16 protein-coding genes are annotated in these 19499 nt (G+C 69.0%); 10 read left to right on the top strand and 6 right to left on the bottom strand.

Features of this window, described 5'->3' with window-relative positions:
* Window positions 1-59: 59 nt before the first annotated feature.
* The gene (locus AB0B64_RS19300) at window positions 60-1226 is read left to right on the top strand and encodes an acyltransferase (RefSeq protein WP_358178745.1); all 1167 of its coding nucleotides are present in this window, start codon (window positions 60-62) and stop codon (window positions 1224-1226) included.
* Here AB0B64_RS19300 and AB0B64_RS19305 read toward each other — a convergent pair.
* The 3 genes from AB0B64_RS19305 to AB0B64_RS19315 form a co-directional block, all read right to left on the bottom strand.
* A complete protein-coding gene (locus AB0B64_RS19305) occupies window positions 1204-3066 on the bottom strand; it encodes a potassium transporter TrkA (RefSeq protein WP_358178746.1) in 1863 nt (620 codons plus the stop codon). The two genes, AB0B64_RS19300 and AB0B64_RS19305, sit on opposite strands and share 23 nt — an antisense overlap.
* Before the next feature lie 135 nt (window positions 3067-3201).
* Window positions 3202-4659 carry an LCP family protein gene (locus AB0B64_RS19310; RefSeq protein WP_358178748.1) on the bottom strand — a complete coding sequence of 486 codons (1458 nt, stop codon included), beginning with the start codon at window positions 4657-4659 and terminating at the stop codon, window positions 3202-3204.
* Between the two features lie 139 nt (window positions 4660-4798).
* On the bottom strand, window positions 4799-5068 hold the full coding sequence (locus tag AB0B64_RS19315) for a GlsB/YeaQ/YmgE family stress response membrane protein (RefSeq protein WP_357943544.1): 270 nt from the start codon (window positions 5066-5068) through the stop codon (window positions 4799-4801).
* A 201-nt stretch (window positions 5069-5269) separates the two neighbouring features.
* Here AB0B64_RS19315 and AB0B64_RS19320 point away from each other — a divergent pair, with 201 nt between their 5' ends.
* Together AB0B64_RS19320 and AB0B64_RS19325 are read left to right on the top strand one after the other, a co-directional pair.
* On the top strand, window positions 5270-6154 hold the full coding sequence (locus AB0B64_RS19320; RefSeq protein WP_357943546.1) for a hypothetical protein: 885 nt from the start codon (window positions 5270-5272) through the stop codon (window positions 6152-6154).
* 122 nt (window positions 6155-6276) lie between these two features.
* Entirely contained in the window at window positions 6277-6885 is a 609-nt protein-coding gene (locus tag AB0B64_RS19325) for a dihydrofolate reductase family protein (protein WP_357943548.1), read from the top strand.
* A gap of 83 nt (window positions 6886-6968) precedes the next feature.
* On the opposite strand, the gene AB0B64_RS19330 is transcribed toward AB0B64_RS19325, so the two are convergent.
* Window positions 6969-7373, bottom strand: coding sequence for a hypothetical protein (locus AB0B64_RS19330; RefSeq protein WP_357943550.1), 405 nt, complete (start codon window positions 7371-7373; stop codon window positions 6969-6971).
* Window positions 7374-7602: 229 nt separating this feature from the next.
* Here AB0B64_RS19330 and AB0B64_RS19335 point away from each other — a divergent pair, with 229 nt between their 5' ends.
* The 6 genes from AB0B64_RS19335 to AB0B64_RS19360 all read left to right on the top strand — a co-directional run bounded on the left by AB0B64_RS19335 (window position 7603) and on the right by AB0B64_RS19360 (window position 15886).
* Window positions 7603-10323: a BTAD domain-containing putative transcriptional regulator gene (locus AB0B64_RS19335; protein WP_357943552.1), complete on the top strand. Its 2721-nt coding sequence runs from the start codon at window positions 7603-7605 to the stop codon at window positions 10321-10323.
* 180 nt (window positions 10324-10503) lie between these two features.
* Window positions 10504-11217: a BTAD domain-containing putative transcriptional regulator gene (locus tag AB0B64_RS19340; protein WP_357943554.1), complete on the top strand. Its 714-nt coding sequence runs from the start codon at window positions 10504-10506 to the stop codon at window positions 11215-11217.
* A 506-nt stretch (window positions 11218-11723) separates the two neighbouring features.
* Window positions 11724-11846, top strand: coding sequence for a hypothetical protein (locus AB0B64_RS19345; protein ID WP_357943556.1), 123 nt, complete (start codon window positions 11724-11726; stop codon window positions 11844-11846).
* A gap of 218 nt (window positions 11847-12064) precedes the next feature.
* Window positions 12065-13567 carry a DUF4135 domain-containing protein gene (locus tag AB0B64_RS19350; RefSeq protein ID WP_357943558.1) on the top strand — a complete coding sequence of 501 codons (1503 nt, stop codon included), beginning with the start codon at window positions 12065-12067 and terminating at the stop codon, window positions 13565-13567.
* Window positions 13554-14681 (top strand): hypothetical protein, encoded by a 1128-nt coding sequence (locus tag AB0B64_RS19355; protein ID WP_357943560.1) that lies wholly within the window; start codon window positions 13554-13556, stop codon window positions 14679-14681. The genes AB0B64_RS19350 and AB0B64_RS19355 overlap by 14 nt, the downstream gene beginning before the upstream one ends.
* Window positions 14678-15886 carry an MFS transporter gene (locus AB0B64_RS19360; RefSeq protein WP_358178750.1) on the top strand — a complete coding sequence of 403 codons (1209 nt, stop codon included), beginning with the start codon at window positions 14678-14680 and terminating at the stop codon, window positions 15884-15886. The genes AB0B64_RS19355 and AB0B64_RS19360 overlap by 4 nt, the downstream gene beginning before the upstream one ends.
* Before the next feature lie 60 nt (window positions 15887-15946).
* On the opposite strand, the gene AB0B64_RS19365 is transcribed toward AB0B64_RS19360, so the two are convergent.
* The gene (locus AB0B64_RS19365) at window positions 15947-16489 is read right to left on the bottom strand and encodes an XRE family transcriptional regulator (RefSeq protein ID WP_358178752.1); all 543 of its coding nucleotides are present in this window, start codon (window positions 16487-16489) and stop codon (window positions 15947-15949) included.
* Window positions 16490-16578: 89 nt separating this feature from the next.
* On the opposite strand from AB0B64_RS19365, the gene AB0B64_RS19370 reads away from it, so the two are divergent.
* On the top strand, window positions 16579-17808 hold the full coding sequence (locus AB0B64_RS19370; RefSeq protein WP_358178754.1) for a benzoate/H(+) symporter BenE family transporter: 1230 nt from the start codon (window positions 16579-16581) through the stop codon (window positions 17806-17808).
* A gap of 46 nt (window positions 17809-17854) precedes the next feature.
* Here AB0B64_RS19370 and AB0B64_RS19375 read toward each other — a convergent pair whose 3' ends face one another.
* Window positions 17855-19423 carry an SMI1/KNR4 family protein gene (locus tag AB0B64_RS19375; RefSeq protein WP_358178756.1) on the bottom strand — a complete coding sequence of 523 codons (1569 nt, stop codon included), beginning with the start codon at window positions 19421-19423 and terminating at the stop codon, window positions 17855-17857.
* Between the last annotated feature and the right edge of the window lie 76 nt (window positions 19424-19499).

Below are 19499 nucleotides of genomic sequence, written 5' to 3' on the forward strand. Positions count from 1 at the left end.
ACGATTCCGATACGTTGGGCCGTATGCTCCCCGCTCTCCCTCAAGCCGCTCGTGCCGACGTGCGACAGGTTCCGTCCCGGTTCGCCTGGCTGGACGCGTTGCGCGGCATCGGCGCGCTGGCGGTGGTGGGGGAGCATCTGACCACCTGGGCGATGCCGTGGCTGCGGCCTACCTCGTTCAACCTCGGCGTCTACGGCGTGCTGGTGTTCTTCCTGGTCAGCGGCTACATCATCCCGTCCTCGCTGGAACGGCACGGCGACGTGCGGGCCTTCTGGATCGGCCGGTTCTTCCGCCTCTATCCGCTCTACCTGGCGGTCATCGCCCTGGTCCTCGCTCTGGCCTGGTGGATCCCGGTACGGGCGGAGGTGCCCAGAGAGCTGTCCTCGGTGGCCGCGCACCTGACGATGCTGCTGGACACGGTGGGTACGGCAGGTGTGCTGAACACGATGTGGACGCTGTCGTACGAGATGGTGTTCTATCTGCTGGCCGCGGCCCTGTTCGTGACCGGCGTACGCGATGGACGGAACCTGCTTCCGGCCGTATTAGCGCTGATCGCCGCCGTCGCTGGGCTGGTCCTCACCGGGCCGCCGCTGTCGGGCGGCTGGCTGGCCTGGGTGTCGTCCGGCCTCTTCGTGGTGGGGCTCGGCTGCGTGGTCTCCGGCCGCGGGCGTACGGTCGCGGCCTGCGCGCTGGGTTTGATGGCGCTGGCCTTGGTACTGCTGAGCAGCCGCGTCCCCTGGTTCGGGCTGGCGATCCTGGCGGTGATGTTCGCCGGTACGGCGATCCGTCGCTGGGAACGCGGGCAGGCGCCGCTCTGGCCCGTGATCGTCACCGCGATGGTCGTGGCCGCGACACCGCTCTGGGCGCTCAACGCCGGCTGGTGGTGGGTGCGACCGGACGTGTGGGGGCTGACCGTCATCCTCGCCGCCCTCACCTTCGCCGGTGGCATGGCCTTACGTGCTCGCCCCCTTCCTGCCGTGCTCACCTGGCTCGGCACGATCAGCTACTCCCTCTACCTGGTCCACCTGCCATTGCTGCTGATCGTCATGGAGTTGGCCGGTGAGATGCGCTGGTCGCCGCTGCCGCTGCAGATCGGGATCAGCGTGGTCTTCCTGAGCCTGCTCATGCCGGCCAGCTGGCTCAGCCACCGCTTCATCGAAGGCCCCATGCAGCGCCTCGGCCGTCGGGTCATTTCCCAGCAGGTCAGTCTTCGGCGAGGACGATGACCAGGTCGCGGGGGCCGAGCGTGACCGGGTCGGATTTGCCGGGGTTGAGCACCACGCCGTAGTTGGGCGGGGCGGTGGACTCGACCGCCAGCCGGTAGCCGATGGCGGTCTCGCCGCGGGCCCGGGCGGCGGCGATGACGGTGGCGAAGCTGACCGTCATCCCAGGGCGGACGTAGTCGGTCGCGGGCTTGAGGTAGATCTCCGAGCCGTCGGCGTCGAAGAGGTAGCGGAACACCGCGCCCAGGTGCGGGTTCTCCGACAACTGGGTCATCAGCAGGCTGATCAGCTTGGTGCCGACCACGAAGTCGTCGGCCTTGGTGACCTGGGCCAGGCGGCGGTTGCGGTCGTCGTTCATCTCGCTGACGATCGGGAAGCGCTGCCCGGTACGGGATGCCAGGTCACGCAGGTGCAGCAGCGTCACCAGCGTGCGTGAATCCGCGTACTGCGACTCCAGCCGGTCGTCGGCCAGCACGATGATGTGGTCGAACATGCCCGGCTCCAGCGACTCCAGCGTGATCCGGTCGGTGGTGTCGCACTCCTTGACGTTCAGGGCCAGGTTGGTGAGCTCGAACGCGAACTCGGATTCGTCGACGGCGGCGGCCACGTTCAGGATCGAGCCGGGGGCCACGTACTGGTCGAGCTCGGCGACGATTTTCGGGGCGCGGCTGTTCCAGCCGAGCATCAGTGTGCTTTCCGGAGGTGCGGCCTCGCGGGCGGGAAGGGTGATCGCCTGCTGGACGACGGGCGGGAAGCTGCGGACGAGCCGGACGGTGGAGTCGTCCTCGGCGATCACGATCATCTGGTCGCCCTCCATGACCTGGGTGTCCATGGGTGGGTTCAGGACCACCGAGCCGTCGCCGCGCCGGATCCCGATCAGCGAGGCGGTCTCGTACGCGAACAGCGCCTCCCCGTACGGGAAACCGGTCAGCTTCGGCTCCGTCCGCATGTAGATCTCGTCGCCGCCGAAGTCCAGCAGATCGGTGACCACCACCGACAGGCCCGACTGGCGGCAGGTCTGCACGATGAGCCGGGAAGCGATGTCGTCGGTGTCGACCACCTGCGCGTGCCCGTTGGCGGCCAGTTCGGCCGCGACGCGGTTGCTGGAGTCGGCCACCGAGGCGATGATCGGCGGGCGGCGGCGGCGCCAGTTGCGGTTGGTCAGGCCGAGGAGCGTCTTGACGACGTGCGCGTCCGGATCCTCACCCGCCGGGGAGAGGACGATGATGGACCGGGCGGTGTCCGGGCTGAGCAGGTCGAGATCGGTCGGTTCTATGGTGCTGCCACTGCGTACGACGACGCGGGTCTTGCCGGTGTCGCCGACACGCGTGCGCAGTTCCTCCTCCATCTCCAGCTTGTCGCCGTCGCCGAGGATGGCGATGCAGGACTTGGCTTCGCTGGCGTTGGCCTCGACCAGCTCGGGGATGATCGTGAAAACCTGATCCGACCAGCCGACCAGCACCGTGTGGCCGGACTCGACGATGCGGGAGCGGCCCTTGCGCAGCTCGGTCAGCTTGTTGTCCAGGCCGGTGGTGAGCACGCCGACGAGGCTGGAGACGATCAGCAGGCCGCCGATCGTGATGGCGAACCCGAGGATCGTGAAGATCGTGCTGCCCTCGTTGTCGCCCGCGACGGTGCCCGGGTCCATGGCGCGCATGAGACTGCCCCACAGGGCGTCGTACCAGCTGTCGTGGACGTCCTTGTCGGCGAAGAGTATGGACAGGCCCGCGAAGATCACGACCATCACGACGGTGACGAGTGCGAGCCAGCCGATCAGGGCGGGTGTGCCCTTCGACATGCTGTTGTCGAACCGGTAACGCAGACGTTCTCGTCGTGTGGCCATGACCTAACCCATCGTTTTGGGCATCCTCTCGCCAGTGGCGGTAGGGGATGTGCGAAAAGTACCAATAGCCACAATTTTCCCCTTACTTCTATCCCGCCGCTTGCATCTCGCTAACAAAGGAGCGAAGTCGCGCCGCTAGGTCTTCGCCTTGGCGGGCACGCAGGAGGAGTCCAGCGTGTCCAACCGGTCGGACTGCTGGGCGGGCTGGCGTGGTGACCGCGTGGTTGTGGGGGTGCTGCTGGTCGTACTGGTAGGGGATGGGGTGGCGACCCTGCCGGCGCGGGCGATGGCGATCTTCACCGCCCTGCGGATGCGCGGGTAGTCGGGATAAGCCGGGTTGTACGCGGGTGGTACGAAGTTCACCTTGGCCACCTTGGCGCCCTTGACCTGCTGAGCGAGCGGCACCAGGTCCTGCAGCAGATCGCGCGGGATGTCGGTGAGAAAGGTCTGCTTGGCGGCCTTGGCCAACGCGTTGAACTTCAACAGCACGTTGCCCGGGTTGAGCTGCTTGAGCATGGCGCTCATCACGCACTGCTGGCGGAGCATGCGGGTGTGGTTGTCGGCGCCGGCGCAGGTGCTGCCCGGATGGTCGCGGGCCCTGCCGTACCAGAGGGCCTCGTTGCCATCGAGGGTACGGGTGCCGGCCTTGACCACGCCGCCGTCGGAGCGGCCCACGCCGTAGCAGACGTCCCGCTCGACGTTGATGGTGACGCCGCCGAGAGCGTCGATCAGGTGTGCCACGCCCCACATGTTGACGAGCATGTAGTAGTCGATCTTGAGACCCAGGATCTGGCCGAGCGTGCCCTTGACGGCCTCCGGGGCGCGGTCGGCGGAGCGGCCGACGACCTCGGGATGCATGTCGGCGTACGCCCAGACTCCGTTGAGCAGGTCGGCCGAGCCGCGGCCCTGGCCCGGCGGCAACGAGAAGTTCTTCGGCGGCGGGAACCGCTTGGCCAGCGCGGATCCCGGCGGGAACGGCGCGTTCTCCAACTCGCGCGGCAGCGCCAGGACCACGGAGTTGCCGGTATGGACATCGATGCTGACCACGTTGATGCTGTCGGTACGGATGCTCACGCCCTTGCGGGAGGCGGCGCCGTCCCCGCCCAGCAGGGCGATGTTGAGCCGATCGCGTCCCCGCCACGGATCCTTGTGATCGATCGGCTTGGACGGTGAGGACTTGAAGACGCTGCCGATCGCGTCGTCAGAGGTACGAGCGGTCGTGGCGGCCAGCCCGAAAGGCAGCGCCACGGTCACCGACAGCACGCCCGCGACCGTGGCCGTACCGAGCTGTCCCCACTTGCCGAGCCTGGCGGGTCGCAGCACGATGTACGAGCTGATCACGACCCCGGCCCAGGCCAGCCCGCCGACCACGCACAGGACGGTGATCACGGCCAGCCAGGTCGGATCGAGCAACAGGCCGGCCAGCGCGTTGCGGTTGATCAGCGCGATCACGGCACCGATCAGCAGCACGCCGAAGGTCCCCATCATGATCATGCCGGTACGCTTACGGCCCGCCAGAAAGTGCGCGACGCCCGGAACGACGACCGACGCGAGCGTCCAGCCGATCACGGATGGAGCAGTCCACCTGCGCATCCAACCTCCCCCATAGGCAACATATGCCTCATTGCGTAGGGAATTTAGCAACTCACCACGCTTGGGGTGACCTAGACGGAGGTTCCCTGGGCTCCCAGGCAAGCGAACGGCCACGGGCACAACCCGTGGCCGGGACGCTCTATCTTCCGCGTTTGCCGTACAGGCCGACTGTCAGAGAGACGCCCAGCGCGGCCAGGGCGACCTGGATGCCGAGCTCGATCCAGTCGATGCCGCGGGTGTCGGCCACGCCGAGCGCGGCGGCGAAGGCGGTGCCGACGAGCGCCGCGACAACGCCGATCACGATGGTCAGCCAGATGGGGATGCGCTGGCGTCCGGGGACGACGAGCCGTCCCAGAGCGCCGATGACGATGCCGATGATGAGGCCGGAGATGATGCCGGTGACTTCCATGCTGAGACTCCCGATTGGTCGGCAACCTATCCGGGCAACGAACCACCTCCTGGAGAGGTTCCTCACCCTGGTGATCGTCGGCTGAATTCACTTTCGCACATTAAATGGCCGGAACATGCCCGCACATTGTCCTTTGTCCGGCGTTATTGAAGGGTGCAGAATTCGGTTGAGTCCGATGGTCGGGCGAGGAAGGAAAGCGAAATGAGAAAAGTCTCGAAACTGGCCGCGATCGCGACCACCATGGCGGGCGTGCTGATCGCCACCCCGGCCGGGGCGACGGCGAAAACCGATCCCGCCAGCCCGGCCGGTCCGTTATCGAGCCTGGTGGGCTGTCCGCTCGGAAACACGTACGTGATCAGTGGGAACTGGGACGGCATCGGCGGCGACGGCATCGGCACTGTGACCAAGACTGCCGATGGTTTGTCCTGGCACCTGCGCAATGGAGTCCTCGGCGGGTCCGAGACCACGTTCAACTTCGGGCTCCCGACGGACATCCCCGTCGTGGGCAACTGGGACGGCATCGGTGGCGACGGCATCGGCGTCGTCCGCGTGACCTCCGACAACCAATGGGATTGGTACGTCCGCCAAGGCGCGAACGGTGGAGTGGCCGAATATCACTTCGTCTACGGATCCGGTAACGACTACCCCGTGACGGGTAACTGGGACGGCCAAGGCGGTGATGGCGTGGGAGTCGTTTCACCGGGGGGCGGCTGGCATCTGCGCAATGGAGCGAACGCGGGAAACGCGGACTACAACTTCGCTTATACCGGTAATTTCACCGCCAGGCTCCCGGCCGCCGGCAACTGGGACGGTATCGGCGGTGACGGCCCGGTGGCTCTGGGAGCCAATTCCAACGGCGACTATCTCTGGGCATTGCGCAACGACATGCTCGGCGGGAGCCCGCAAACCACGTTCCCCTATGGCAAGGCTTTTCCCTCCGGGTGCGCCGTCGTGGGCAACTGGGATGGTATCGGCGGCGACGGCATAGGCGACGTGTACTCGGACGGGGCCAGGCTCCAGTGGCATCTGCGCGACGCGCCCAACTCGGGTAACGCGAACTACCAGCCGTTCTTCGGCAATCCCTAGGCGTTCCGCCGGCCTGGACGGCAAGATCCATGCCTGGATTGTGCTGCACCTTAAGAGAGTCGTAAGTCGGCTCTGCGAGGCTTCAGGCACATCGAGAACCGGTCCTTACCAGGAGGAACATCATGAGGACGATCGCCGCAAGCCTCTTCATCTCCCTCGACGGCGTTGTCGAGGAGCCGGCGGAGTGGCATTTCCCGTACTTCAACGACGAGATGGGTGCGGCTGTGGGCGGCCAGATGGCCGACACGCTGCTCCTGGGCCGCAAGACCTATGACAGCTTCGCTGGGGCGTGGCCGGAGCGGGAGGCGGAGGGTGGCGAAGACGCCGGTTTCGCCAAGACGCTGGGCGAGGCGCGGAAGATCGTGGTGTCGCGCCAGCCTTTGGAGTTCACCTGGCGTAACTCCGAGCTGCTTCAGGGCGATCTGGTGGAGGCCGTGACGGCGCTGAAGAACGAGCCGGGCGGTCGGATCGCGGTGAGTGGTTCGGTCTCGGTGGTCCGCCAGTTGTTGCAGGCGGGGCTGCTGGATGAGCTGCATCTGCTGGTGCACCCGATCGCGGTCCGCAAGGGCGAGCGGCTGTTCGACGAGGGAGACACGACCGTCCCGCTGGAGTTGATCAAGTCCGAGACGTTCACGACTGGGGTGCTGTATCTGGTCTACCGGCCTGCCCAGGCCGCCGCCGATGCTTCCTACGACGACGCCAAGACGCACCTGTCCCAGGACGAGCAGTAGAAGCCGACAACGGGCAGCTCGGCATGTCGCCGCCGTGTCACGGGGTCCGGAGGGGACCCCGTGACGTCGCGGGTTGGCATTCATCAAGCGGCGTCGAGGGCTTCGGTGATCTTGCGGGCCATCTCGGTCATGGTGGGGCTGGGCTGGCCCTTGTGGGGTCGGGTGGCGGCGTCGATGGCGACGATGACGGTACGGCGGAAGTTGTCGGCCTCGGCCGGGTTCTGCTGGTTGAGCAGGCTCATGGATGCGGTCAGGGCGGGCAGTACCTGGTCGGCGAGTGCGGCGACGGTCCTGCCGTACTTCACGCCCTTGGGCGCCTTGGCCAGCACGTGCCCGACCAGGCCGGTCGCGGAGGTCAAGGCGATGGAGCCTTCGGTGGCGGCCTTGTGCGCCGAGCCGGCGGCACCGGCGGCGGACATCAGCGAGACGGCGCCCCAGCCGGCGGTGCGCAGGGTGAGCTTGTCCTGGTCGGTAAGGGTGATCGACATGGTGTTGCGCTCCTTCAAACTCTTACGAGGTTCGACCGAACGGACAGACGTTGAACCGTTCATGGGCTCCACCATCCCCGATCGTTCTGATACCGGGCCGATGCCGTCCTGACGCGGACACTGACACGACAAAGGCTGGTCGACCGCAACGCGGCTGCGAGTACTGAGCGGCGCCTGGCCTATCCCGTCCCGGGTTATCTTCTGTCGGGGCGAAAGAATGGGAAGCGTCATGCTGATTCGACTGCTCGGCCCGGTGGAAGTGGAGCGGTCAGGCCAGCGATGGCCGGTGCGACCTCCGCAGGCCGCTCTCGTGCTCGCCGTGCTCGCGCTGGAGGCCGGGCACGCGGTCCCGGTCGACGCGCTTCTTGCCCGGGTGTGGGGGGAGCAGGTTCCACCAGGTGCGCGGCGTACCCTGCACACGATCATCACGCGCATCCGGCACGAGGTGGTGGCCGATCATGGCGCGCTCGTCCACCGGTCCGGCGGCTACGTGCTCGATGTCGAGGAGTCGGCGGTCGACGTATCCCGGTTCCGCGCTCTCGTCGACGATGCGGCGAACGCGCCGGATCCGGCACCGCCACTGGGCGAGGCCTTGACGCTCTGGTATGGCGACCCTCTCGCCGGGCTGCGCGGCGAATGGGCCGAACGGACCCGCCAGCGCCTGCGCGACGAGCGAAAGGAGGCCTCGCTGGCGTGGGCCCGGGCGGTGACCGGACACGACGCGGCCGGCGCGGTCGCGGTGTTGTCGGCGCTGGCCGAGGAGCACCCGCTGGACGAGCTGGTGGCGGCCGCGCTGATCGAGGCGCTGCACGCCTGGGGGCGGACGGCCGAGGCGCTGATGCACTTCGCGCAGGTACGCCGGACGCTCGCCGACGAGCTGGGTGTGGAACCGGGCACGGCGCTGCAGCGGTTGCACCTGCGGCTGCTCAGTCCTGAGGCCGTCGTGACCGTCCGGCCCGTCCCGGCGCAGCTGCCCGTCGATCTGCCGTGTTTCATCGGACGGGCGGCGGAGCTGGGCCGTTTGACCGCGATCGCGGCCGGCGCAAGCACGGCCGCTCCGGTCTGTGCGGTCTCCGGGCCGCCGGGAGTGGGCAAGTCGTCGCTCGCGCTGCGGTGGGCCCACCTGCATCGCCGGCGTTTCCCCGACGGTCAGCTGTACGCGGATCTGCAGACGGCCGGCCCCGTCGACGCGACTGTGGTGCTGACGCGCTTCCTGAGAGCGCTCGGAGTCCGGGAAGCGCACATACCGGCGGAGGCGGAGCTGCAGATCGGGCTCTTCCGCAGCATGCTGGCCACGCGCCGGATCCTCGTCGTGCTCGACGACGCCCGCAGCGCCGAGCAGGTTCGGCCACTGCTGGCCACCGCCCCGCAGTGCTTCACGCTCATCACCAGCCGGGCCGAACTGTCCGGGCTCGCCATCACCGCCGGAGCGCACATGCTCCAGCTCGACGTTCTGGGGGACGACGACGCCCACGAGCTGCTGGCGGCCAGGCTGGGCGAGCGCAGGCTGGCTGCCGAGCCCGAGGCCAACAGGCAGATCATCCGACTGTGCGGCCGGTTGCCGTTGGCGCTGGCGATCGTCGCGGCCAGGCTGGCGCAGCACATGGACCTGCCGCTGGCGCATGTCGCCACCGACCTGTCCCGGGTGGACGCGGACCTGGAACCGTTCGCCCACAACGATCCAGCGACCGACTTACGCACCGTGTTCGAGCGCTCGTACCGGGACCTGCCGGAACCGGCGGCCCGGCTGTTCCGGCGCCTGGGGCAGTATCCCGGGCCGCACGTGCCGATGTCGGCGGTTGCGAGCCTGGGTGCTCTGCCCCTGGACAGCGCACGGAGGCTGTCGGCGCACCTCGATCGCACCAATCTGGTCGACATCCGCGCCACCGACCGGTTGCGTCTGCACGACCTGCTGCGCGTGTACGCGGCCGCGCAGGCTCGCGACATCGACAGCCGGACGGCGCGCCGGGCGGCGACGCGGCGCCTGCTGGACTACTACCTCCACTCCGCATGCGCCGCCAGCGGCGTCTGTTACCCGCAGCGGGAGACCGTGCGGCTGGGCCGACCGGCGCGAGGCGTGACAGTGGAACGATTCGACGGACCCGCGTCGGCGCTGCGCTGGTTCGCGGAGGAGTCGGTGGTGCTGACGGCGCTGCTGACGGAGGCGAGCGAACTCGGGCTGCATCAGCACTGCTGGCAGCTGACGTGGGCATTCGCGGAGTTCATGCAGCGCCGCGGACTGTGGGAGCAGATCATGCGTGCTCAGACGGTGGCCCTGGCGGCGGCCGGCCGACTTGACGACCGCTTGGCCCAAGCGCTCTGCCACAACAGCCTGGCGCGCGCCCACGCCAAGCTCGGTCGCGATCACGTGGCCGTCGAGCACTTCGAGCGGGCGCTGGAGCTGCACCGCGGCCTGGACAAGCCGGGCCTGCACGCGCACGTCCATCTGGGACTGACCGTCTCACTGAGCCGGGCCCGGCCCGGCCGCGAACTGCACCACTCCCTTCGCGCACTGGAGCTGTTCCAGCAGGCGGGCGATGCCATAGGGGAGGCCCGGGCGTTGAACAACGCGAGCTGGTGGCGTGCCCAGCGCGGACATTACGACGAGGCTCTGGCCGACTGCCGCCGGGCACAGCGGCTCCTGGCCGATCAGGGCTATGCCCAGGGCGAGGGCCACGCCTGGGACAGCATCGCCTACATCCTCGCCTGTAAGGACGACTTCACGCAGGCGGCGGCGTGTTACGAGCGTGCGGTCGAACTGCTGCACGGCTGCGACGACCTGCATCCCGCCGCCGAGACGCTGATCCGCCTCGGTGAGATGCACCTGCGGGCGGGGAACGTCACGGCCGCGCTGAACGCGTGGAAACGGGCGGCGGAGTTCTACGACGCCCTCGGCGACACGCAGGGCGAGGCGGTCCGCGCGCGCATGACCTCTCTCGAGCGTCCCTGACCGTGTCCCGCCCTGCGCTGAGCTGGGACGTTGAGAATTCGTTCAGAGCCCCGTTGCAGGCTTCGCTTGACTGAGTGCGCATGCGGTAAAGGAGGTCATGCGACGGTGAGAGGAAGAAGCCCGGAGGGAATTCAGGTCAGACTCCTGGGTCGGTTCGCGTGCACCATCGGTCGCCGGGAGGTGCCCATCTCCCCGAAGGCTCAGCGGCTGATCGCCTGCCTGGCCCTGCGCGGGCCGACGCCGAGACCGGTGGTCGAGACCCTGCTGTGGCCGCAAGCGAGGCAGACGCAGGCGGCTAAAGGACTGCGACAGTCTCTGTGGAAGATCCGTAAGGTGACAGGGGACGCCCTGCTCGGTGCCCACGGCGAACAACTCGAGCTCCGAGCCGGCGTCACGCTCGACATCACGCCCGCGAGCAGGCTCGCGGAGCGGCTGGCCCGAAGGGCGGCGACCCTGGAGGAATCCATCGGGCCGACCGCCGCCGGCCTCGCGGGACCGGCGGAACAGGGCATGACCGAACAGAGTCGATGGCCCTGCCTGGATCTGGAGCTCCTTCCGAGCTGGGACGGCGAGGAGATCGAACGGGCACGGGAGCGATGGGACACGATGCGACTGGCGGCGCTGCAGCGGCTGGGTGAGTCATGCCTGGCCGAGCGGGACCTGCTGGCATCCCTGGACTACGGTCGGCGCGCCGCCGCGGTGGATCCGTTCAACGAACGCTCTCAGATGATCACGGCGAGCGCCCTGGTGGGCCTCGGCGACATGCGGGGCGCATGGCGGCTCTACACGGCCTACTCGGATCTGGTGGGAGCGGAGCTGGGTGTCGACCCGAGCCCCGGGTTCCTTCGCATCGTCACCGGCGTCGTGCCGGAGGACGTCCTGCTGAGGCGATGACTTCACTCGGGCAGCGTGCCGAGCATGAAGAAACCGCGCCGTGGGGAGACCAGCGATTCCAAATTCAGGGAACGGTTGCCGGTCGGGGAATTAATGAGGATGGGCGAGCTGCTTTCTTTCGACGCGATGCCGCGCCGGCGAGCGCTATTTGGTCTGGCCGGGGGCGCAGATGGGAATGGTGGTCCCACAGCCGTTGCGGCACGGCGAGGTGCCGTTGACCATCTCCTTGGTCGGCTCGTCCCAGGTGATGTCGGTGACGTCATCGGCGATGAGGTCAACCAGCCCAGCCAGAGACGTGGCGCTCCCTTTTCGTGAGTCCGTTTCTGAACGCCTCCCAACTTAAATGGTAGTCGTCTGCTTTTCGTCTTCCCGGTGATTCTGCGGCGTCTCCGCCGCGTCTGCGCGATGTCTGCGAGCCGGCCATTGAATTACTCTTGACGAAACAGCGGTCGAGTGGCTTTATTGGGTGGTGTCCCACTGCGAATATCTCTCGAAAGGAATGAGAAATGAACACTGGAATCGCTGAGCTTTACGCTGGCTTCAGTTATGACGGCCAGGGCGTCGTGGACCTCGCCTCCGGGGTGTCGCAGGTCAAGACCACCACCGTCATGAGCGCCGCACAGCGTTGACCGACCTCGCCCAGCCGCCGGGGCGCACGGGCGCATTGCCCGGCGCTCCCGGTGTGGCGGACAGCGCGAGACACGATGGAACGGGCGGTGACTACCTCCCGTTGTACGCGCGCCCCCTCGCCCAGGCTCTGAAGCGGCTCCGTAAGGCCCTGGCGACGTCGCCTGCCCTGCCCGGACCTGTCGATGTCACACGCTGCGTCGCAGCCGTCAGCTCCTCGTTGCGCCTGCAGCTCGATCAGGCGGTCCTGCCCGTCGTGGTCGAGGAGCTGGGGTGGGCCGCCGTCCGCGGCGGCCTGCGCGGCGGCACGCCGCAGGAACGGTACCGGTCCTTCTGGGAGGACGGACAACTGTCAGCCGAGCGGCTCGCCCGCGATTACCCCGTGGTCTCGGCCGCACTCGACGTCATCGCCGACTCCACCGCCAGCAGTGTCGCGCTCGCCGTGCGCCGTCTGGCGGCCGACCTGCCGGCGCTACGGGCCGCCATGCCGGCGTTGACAGGCCCCGCGGTGGGCATCGCCCTGGTGGGCGGGGACCGGCACGCGGGCGGCGGGCAGGTCCTGCGCTTTGAGCTGCGCGATGGCGGGCGCGTCTATTACAAACCCGTCCCGCAGGGCTCGTCGGCGCTGTTCCACGACTTTCTGGGCCTGCTCGGCGTACCGAAGGAGATGCGGCCGTCGCGTCCCCGGATGGTCGAGGGGTCTGCACACGGGTGGATGCAGGAGGTCGCGTTCGCCCCTTGCGCGACGGCCGCCGAAGTGCGCCGCTACTGGACCAGATGCGGAGTGCTCCTGGCCGCCTGCTGCCTGCTGAACTTCACCGACGGGCACTTCGAGAACCTCATCGCGGCCGGGGAGCATCCCGTCCTCGTCGACACCGAGACCATGCTGCAGAACTACTCCTGGCGCAATCCCACCGGCACGCTGGAGTCCGTCGTGGACACCGGCCTCGTACAGCCTTCGGATCCGCGGACGCCTGGCCGCGGCAGCTTCTCGGCGTACCAGGTGATGGGCTCCGACCGGCTCTCCACGCTGACTCCGTTCGCCGTAAATCGGGGCAGCGACGCGATGGAGGTCGGTTTCCGGCGGATCACCCACTCCCCGCCGCTCAACCTGCCCGTCCTCGACGGGCGCTTCCAGACCGCCGACTGCTACTTGCGGGAACTCGTGAAGGGCTTCGACACGGTGTTCGCCCTCTGCCGGGCCCGTCGCGCGCATGTGCTGGCCGCCACGGAGTTCTGGGATCGGGTGGCCGCGCACCAGGGACGGCAGATCATCCGCGAGACCGCCTACTACGCACGGCTGCTGCGGCTCATCCAGCAGCCGGCGGCCGCCCGTTCCTGGCCGGCCGCCGACGCCGAACTGAGCCGCCATCTGCGCGTCGGAACCGTCAGCAGATACGACCGCCTGGTGCCCGGCGAGATGGCCGCCCTGCGGGACCAGGACATCCCCTACTTCACCCACCTGGCCTCCGCCACCCACCTGAAGGGCGGCCCGGCCACGCACACCCGGTTCTTCCGCACCTCAGCACTGGCTCAGGTCCGCCGGAACATCGCCGACAGGGGGCCGGCGTTCGTCGCGGCCCAGGTCGCGTTCCTGCACGACCACCTGAGCACCCCGCCGCCGGATCCCTCGCTGACCCTCACCGATCAGTACCTTCTTCGCGCTCAGAGCGCCGCGCATCCAGGAAGCCACCACCATGAACCTGCCGATGATCTCCCTTGAAGCTCCGCCGGCGCCGGACGCGGCCTTCGCCCTGTCCGGCTGGACGTGCTCGTCCCTGACTCCGCAGGTCGTCTGGAACGCAGGGCTGCGTGTCATCCAAGCGCAGCTCGACGGCAGGGTGACCAGGCGCGCATGGGTCCTCGTCGACGGCGAACCCGACCCGGCGCCGGAGCTGATGCCCCGCACGGACGGCAGCGAGGACTTCCGCCGGTGGTTCTCCCGCGTCCGCGCCTCGCGCTCGCCGGACACCCCGATCCTGCTCTACGTACGGGACATCGTCTCCTGCGACCGGTCCTTCTACGAGATCGTCCTGTCGGCGGTTCGCGGCCTGCCCGGCGCGGACCTCCTGCCCCGCCATGGCTCTGACGTCGAGTTCTTCTGCGGCGACTACCAGCGCACTCCGGGCGGCATCCACCGGGAGTACTGCTCCAACCGGCATCTCGTCCTGGCCGGCGCCAAGTCCATGCACTTCTGGACGGGGCAGGCGTGGATCCCCGAGGACGCCGGGCGGATGGTCAACGACGGCCCCTTCCAGGGCACCGAGGAGGAATACCTCAGCTCGCTGGGCGGCCAGGAGGAGGATGTACGAGCCTCCCTCACCGCGGCGGCGGGACAGGCGTTCCTGTGGGACAACGGGGTCTGGCACGTCGGCGAGACCCACGGCCTGGCCTTCGCCGTCAACATCTCGAGCTTCATGTCCTCCTACGACGCCGCCGAGCGCGCTTTCCCACTGGAGGTCTCCCCGGCGGGTGAGGTGTCGCCCGCGTGGCTGGCCGCCTTCTCGGCGTACCTGGGCAGGCGGACGGACCGGGACACCGCACTCGCCGTCGCCTCCGCGCACGGAATCACCGGCGCCGAACCCGTACGGTCCGCCGCCACGCCCTCCTCCAGGGTGCGCTCGGCCACGCACGCGCGTATCTTGTGGTGCCGCGACGGCCACGAGGTGATCGTCGCAACCCATGGCAAGGCCATCCGCTTTCCCGCCACGGTCGGTGAGTGGCTGCGGGAGGCGGCGTCCCTGCCCGCCGGAGCGGCCTGCGACGTGCCGGACGAGGAGGAGATCGGGCGGCTGGCCGCGTGGCTGGTCGGCAATTCCGCCTTCTGCCCGGCATGAGCGCAGGCCCGCACAAGGGTTTTGCGCTGTTGTTCACATCGCAGACGATCTCGGCCATGAGCGACTTCATGGGGCCTGCGGCTCTGACGCTGGCCATCGTAGGCCACGATGGCCAGTCCACCGCTCTCGGCCTCGTGCTCGGCTGCGGGCTGCTGGCCAAGATCCTGGTCCTGCCCGGCGGCGGCGTCCTGGCCGATCGCCTCGATCCCAAGCGGGTCGCCGTCGCCGCCGACCTCCTGCGCGTGGGGACGCAGGCCGGCATCGGCGCCACGCTGCTGAGCGGATCGCCCCAATTCCCGCTGATCGCTGTCCTGCAGTTCATCGCGGGCGGGGCGGCAGGCTGTGCGCTGCCCGCCGGCTGGCCTCTGATGGTCCAGCTGGTGCCGAAGGAGCGGCGGCAGCGGGCCAACGCCCTGCTGGGCACCGCCAGAAGCGTGGCTCTGCTGTCAGGCCCCGGCCTGGCGGGAATCCTGACGCTGACGCTCGGTCCGTCGGCGGTGTTCGCCCTCGACGCCGTGGGATTCGCCGTCAGTGCGGTTCTGCTCGCCATGGTGCGAGCCAGGCCGGCACGGGTGCCCAGCAGGATAGGCCGGCCGGAGTTGAGGGAGGGATGGACGGAGGCACGGGAGGGATGGGCGGAAGTGCGGGCGCGCCGGTGGTACTGGACCACCCTGGTAGCCCACGCGGCCTGGAACTTCGCCTCGGGCGTGCTGCTCACTGTCGGCCCTGTCGTCGTCGCCGGCTCGCTGGGCGGTCAGGGCGTCTGGATCGTCCTGGTTCAGGCGGGAGGCGCTGGTCTGCTGCTCGGGTCGCTGCTGGCCGGACGGGTGAGCGTACGCAGGCCGATCCTGATGGGCAACCTCGGGCTGGCCTGTTACGCCGTACCGCTCATCCTGCTGGCCGCGCGGGCGTCGGCGCCGTTGGTGATCGTCGCCTACGCGTCGGCGCTAACCCTGCTCGGCCTGATGGACCCGATCTGGGACAACGCGGTGCAGGCCCTGGTGCCGGCACGCGCCCTTGCCCGTATCACCGCCTACGAGCTCGTGCTGTCCCTGTCGGCGCAGCCCGTGGGGCTGATGCTGGGGCCTGCCGTGGCCGCGGCCGCCGGCACGGCGCTGCCGCTGTTCGCCGCGTCGGTGGTGGTGAGCGTGACATGTGTGGTGGCGGCCCTGATCCCGGAGAACCGGCGCGTGGTGCTGCCCTGACCCGGCGACGGGGCGGATGCCGCTTCGCGAGTCCCCCTTCATACGGGGTGATTCGATGGCTCAGGTCTGTCGGGGGGAGCGGATCAGCAGGGTGGCCAGCACCTCGTCTGGGCCGACGGCGCAGTAGATGTGTGGGACATCGGCCTGCCAGGAGATGTGCTCACCTGGGGCGGCCAGCAGGGGGACGTCGGCCGGGCCGGCGCGCAGCACGCCCGCGTAGACCGTTACGTGTTCGGTCACGCCGGGGGCGTGGGCCGGCGAGTGCTGTACGACGCCGGGGCGGACGCGCATGCGCAGCAACTCGAACGTCGCGGTCGGCTCCTCGAAGACCTCAAGCAGCGTGGCCGTCACGGCGGCGCCGGGTACGTGGACGGCCTCCGCGGGCGGTGCGCCGGGCTCCAGAACCAGGGCCGTCAGCGGTACGCCCAAGGCTCCCGCCACCGCGTAGAGCGTCTCCAGCGTCGGGTTGCGGGTGCCCAGTTCCAGACCGGACAGGGTGGCCTTGCCGATGCCGGCGCTGCGGGCCAGTGCCGACAGGGAGATGCCGCGGGCCTCCCGCAATCGCCGCAACCGGCTCCCGATTTCCGTGTCACGGCCATCCACCCGGCAATCCTTGCATTCCTCTGCCGGACTTGTCCCGCTCGGGCCACGTGGCTATGGTTCGTTCCGTAAACGGAACGATGGAGCGGGGGATGGGCGTGCGGGTGCAGGCCGTCATGGCGGGACTGGTCAGTGCGGTGGTGGGCTACGCCAGTTCGTTCACCGTCGTGCTCGCCGGACTGCGTGCCGTCGGGGCGACGCCGGGGCAGGCCGCGTCCGGGCTGCTCGCTCTATGCTGCGGCATCGGGGCGGTGGCGGTCGTCCTCGGGCTGCGGTACCGCATGCCGATCAGCATCGCCTGGTCCACCCCCGGCGCGGCGCTGCTGGTGGCGACCGGTCCCGTGCCCGGCGGCTTCCCGGCCGCGGTCGGCGCGTTCATCGTCTGCGCCGGGCTCATCGTCCTCGCCGGCCTGTCGCCCTGGCTGGCTCGGGCGATCGCCGCCATTCCGCGTCCGATCGCCGGTGCCATGCTGGCGGGCGTCATCCTCAGCCTGTGCACCGCACCGGTCCGCGCCATCGTCGACATTCCGCTGCTGGCCGTGCCCGTCATACTGACCTGGGCGGGGTTACTGCGGTACCTGCGGCAGTGGGCCGTTCCGGGTGCGCTCGTCGTGGCGGTCATCGCCATCGCGGTGCACGGGCCCGGTAACGGCCTGTCCGGCGCGTCGCTGCGGCCCGTGGTCGAGCTGACCACCCCGACGCTGAACCTGTCCGTAGTGGTGAGCATCGCCATCCCGCTGTTTCTCGTCACCATGGCCGCGCAGAACGTCCCCGGTATGGCGGTCATGGCGACATACGGGTACGAGCCGCCCCTGCGCCCGGTCCTCGTCGCGACCGGACTGGCGAGCGCGGCGGCGGCGCCGTTCGGCGGTCACGCCATCAACCTGGCCGCGATCACCGCGGCACTGACCGCCGGCCCGGACACCCACCCTGACCCCGGCCGCCGGTGGATCGCGACAGTGGCCCTCGGCGCCGGGCAGCTGACGCTCGGCCTCGGCGCCGGCCTGGCCATGGCTCTGGTGCTGCTGTCCCCACCCGTGCTGGTCATCGCGGTGGCCGGCCTCGCGTTGCTGCCGGCGCTCGGCTCGTCGCTGGCCGGCGCGGTGACCGAGCCGGAGGGACGGGAGGCCGCGGTGGTCACTTTCGTGGTCACCGCATCGGGGATGACGATCCTGGGCATCGGCGCGGCGTTCTGGGGTTTGGTCGCGGGCGGCCTGACCGCACTTCTGCTGCACAGGCGCCCACCGGTGGAACAGCAATCGTCATCCACGGCGGAAACCGAGGCCCGGATGGCTGGTATGTCGGTCGATCAGCCGTCGTAGTGGAACAGGAAGAGTGATCCAAGGACGATTGATCCGTCCTCGCCCTTCAGAACCACATCATGGGCCCGTCAGCTGACGGATCCAGTCCGGTGAGCGATTCGGCCAGCCTGCCGGTCAGGTCGGCGATCACCAGCTCGGTCAGGGTGCCGGGGAAGGTGTGCCGGTCGAATTCCACGTCCCAGACCATCGTCCACCGGTCGGGGTCTGGATCGCTGGTGTCCCACCAGACGGTGTCGCGGCCTTCGGTGTTCGCGCACCACAGCAGCCCTGCTGGCGCGGGATGCACGGGCATCGCCTCGTCTTCCTCCCAGCTGAGATATTCGACTTGCTCTTCGTGCTGCTGCTGGAGGTCCTCCGGCTGCCCGATCGTGATGCCGTTGATGCCGATCGTCCCGTACGCCTCGAACAACCGCTTGTAGTCGCTCGGCAGCCGCAACCCGAGCGACCGCTCGATCGCCGGCCAGTCGTAGGTGTGGCCACCGGTCCGCGGGTCCCCGATGATCATCGCCAACTGCGCCAGCGCGTCTCGCGGCCCTTCCTCTACGGACGCGGCGGGGTCGACACCCGGCGGGAACAGTACGCGCGGACGCGGCACCGCCGACAGCGACAGCACGGGCAGGTCCAGCCGCCCGTCCAGCCACCGGTCGAGAAACCACGAGACGCCGTACGGTAGCCGCTGCCATCCCAGGCCGTCGGCGTCCAGCAGCACCACCGGCCACTCGTCCGGCTCGCCGCTGACAGGAAGCCACCAGCACGTCTCACCTCCGTCGAACACTCCCCACAATCGCAACCCGGCCGGCTCGGGCGCGATCGGTGACGGGACCACCCGCTTGCCCGCGGCCCGCCGCGAGCGCAACCGCTCGCTCACCACGGCCTCCTCCGCATCCACGTCGAAGCCCTCCGGCGCCCCGGGACCGAGCAGCCGCAGCACGCCGGCCAGCCTCCCCACGCCGTACTCGCCGACAAGCGCGGCATAGTCCTCGGGCACGCCCGTGGCCGCCTGGACCCTCGCCGCCGGCCCAGCGACCTCGAGAGCGAGCGACACCCCCGGGAAGGAGGCACTCTCCGGCACGTCCTCAAGCACGAGCGGGGCGAATTTCCAGGCGTACGGAGGCGACACCGCGGGCAGGGCCTCTCCCAGATCCAGACTGCCGCTCACTCGCGCGGCGAGCACCTCCGTCATGGGTGCGTCCACCAGCCGCCACGTCCCATTTGGCCAATGCTGGGTGAAGATCCTGGTCGGCCAGTCGTTCGGATCGGTGGAGACCGAGGTGTCCCAGAAGTAGTACTCGCTTCCGCGCGACTCACCCCACACCAGGAGCCCGCCCGGTTCGGGATGAAAGGCATACGGGTGCGACGGCGGGTCGGCGGCACGGATGGCGCGTTGCAGCCCTTGCCGCTGGTCGAGTTGCCGGTAAGAGCCGCCGCGGTCGGAGTGATGGGGCACCACGACCCAGATCCACTCCCCGACCAGCACGGGCCCGTACCTGTCCGCGAACTGTTTGTAGTCGTCGGGAAGCCGGAGACCGAGCCACTGTTCAACGCCGGGCCAGTCGACGGGAAAGGCGGCAGGGGGCGGCGAGCCGATGACGGCGGCCAGGGCGGCAAGATCCATGCCTGGATTGTGCTGCATTGCACCCGGCCGCTGTTTCGCTGAGATCGCCTTACCAGGCCCTGCGGGCTCGTGGCCC

It is taken from the genome of Nonomuraea sp. NPDC049129, from assembly GCF_040648495.1.
Lineage (GTDB): Bacteria > Actinomycetota > Actinomycetes > Streptosporangiales > Streptosporangiaceae > Nonomuraea.

Excerpts from the sequence above, each read along its gene's own strand:
- AB0B64_RS19305 (WP_358178746.1), bottom strand. The coding sequence starts at position 3,066 with ATGGCCACACGACGAGAACGTCTGCGTTACCGGTTCGACAACAGCATG.
- AB0B64_RS19310 (WP_358178748.1), bottom strand. The coding sequence starts at position 4,659 with ATGCGCAGGTGGACTGCTCCATCCGTGATCGGCTGGACGCTCGCGTCG.
- AB0B64_RS19315 (WP_357943544.1), bottom strand. The coding sequence starts at position 5,068 with ATGGAAGTCACCGGCATCATCTCCGGCCTCATCATCGGCATCGTCATC.
- AB0B64_RS19320 (WP_357943546.1), top strand. The coding sequence starts at position 5,270 with ATGAGAAAAGTCTCGAAACTGGCCGCGATCGCGACCACCATGGCGGGC.
- AB0B64_RS19325 (WP_357943548.1), top strand. The coding sequence starts at position 6,277 with ATGAGGACGATCGCCGCAAGCCTCTTCATCTCCCTCGACGGCGTTGTC.
- AB0B64_RS19330 (WP_357943550.1), bottom strand. The coding sequence starts at position 7,373 with ATGTCGATCACCCTTACCGACCAGGACAAGCTCACCCTGCGCACCGCC.
- AB0B64_RS19335 (WP_357943552.1), top strand. The coding sequence starts at position 7,603 with ATGCTGATTCGACTGCTCGGCCCGGTGGAAGTGGAGCGGTCAGGCCAG.
- AB0B64_RS19345 (WP_357943556.1), top strand. The coding sequence starts at position 11,724 with ATGAACACTGGAATCGCTGAGCTTTACGCTGGCTTCAGTTATGACGGC.
- AB0B64_RS19355 (WP_357943560.1), top strand. The coding sequence starts at position 13,554 with ATGATCTCCCTTGAAGCTCCGCCGGCGCCGGACGCGGCCTTCGCCCTG.
- AB0B64_RS19360 (WP_358178750.1), top strand. The coding sequence starts at position 14,678 with ATGAGCGCAGGCCCGCACAAGGGTTTTGCGCTGTTGTTCACATCGCAG.
- AB0B64_RS19370 (WP_358178754.1), top strand. The coding sequence starts at position 16,579 with ATGGGCGTGCGGGTGCAGGCCGTCATGGCGGGACTGGTCAGTGCGGTG.
- AB0B64_RS19375 (WP_358178756.1), bottom strand. The coding sequence starts at position 19,423 with ATGGATCTTGCCGCCCTGGCCGCCGTCATCGGCTCGCCGCCCCCTGCC.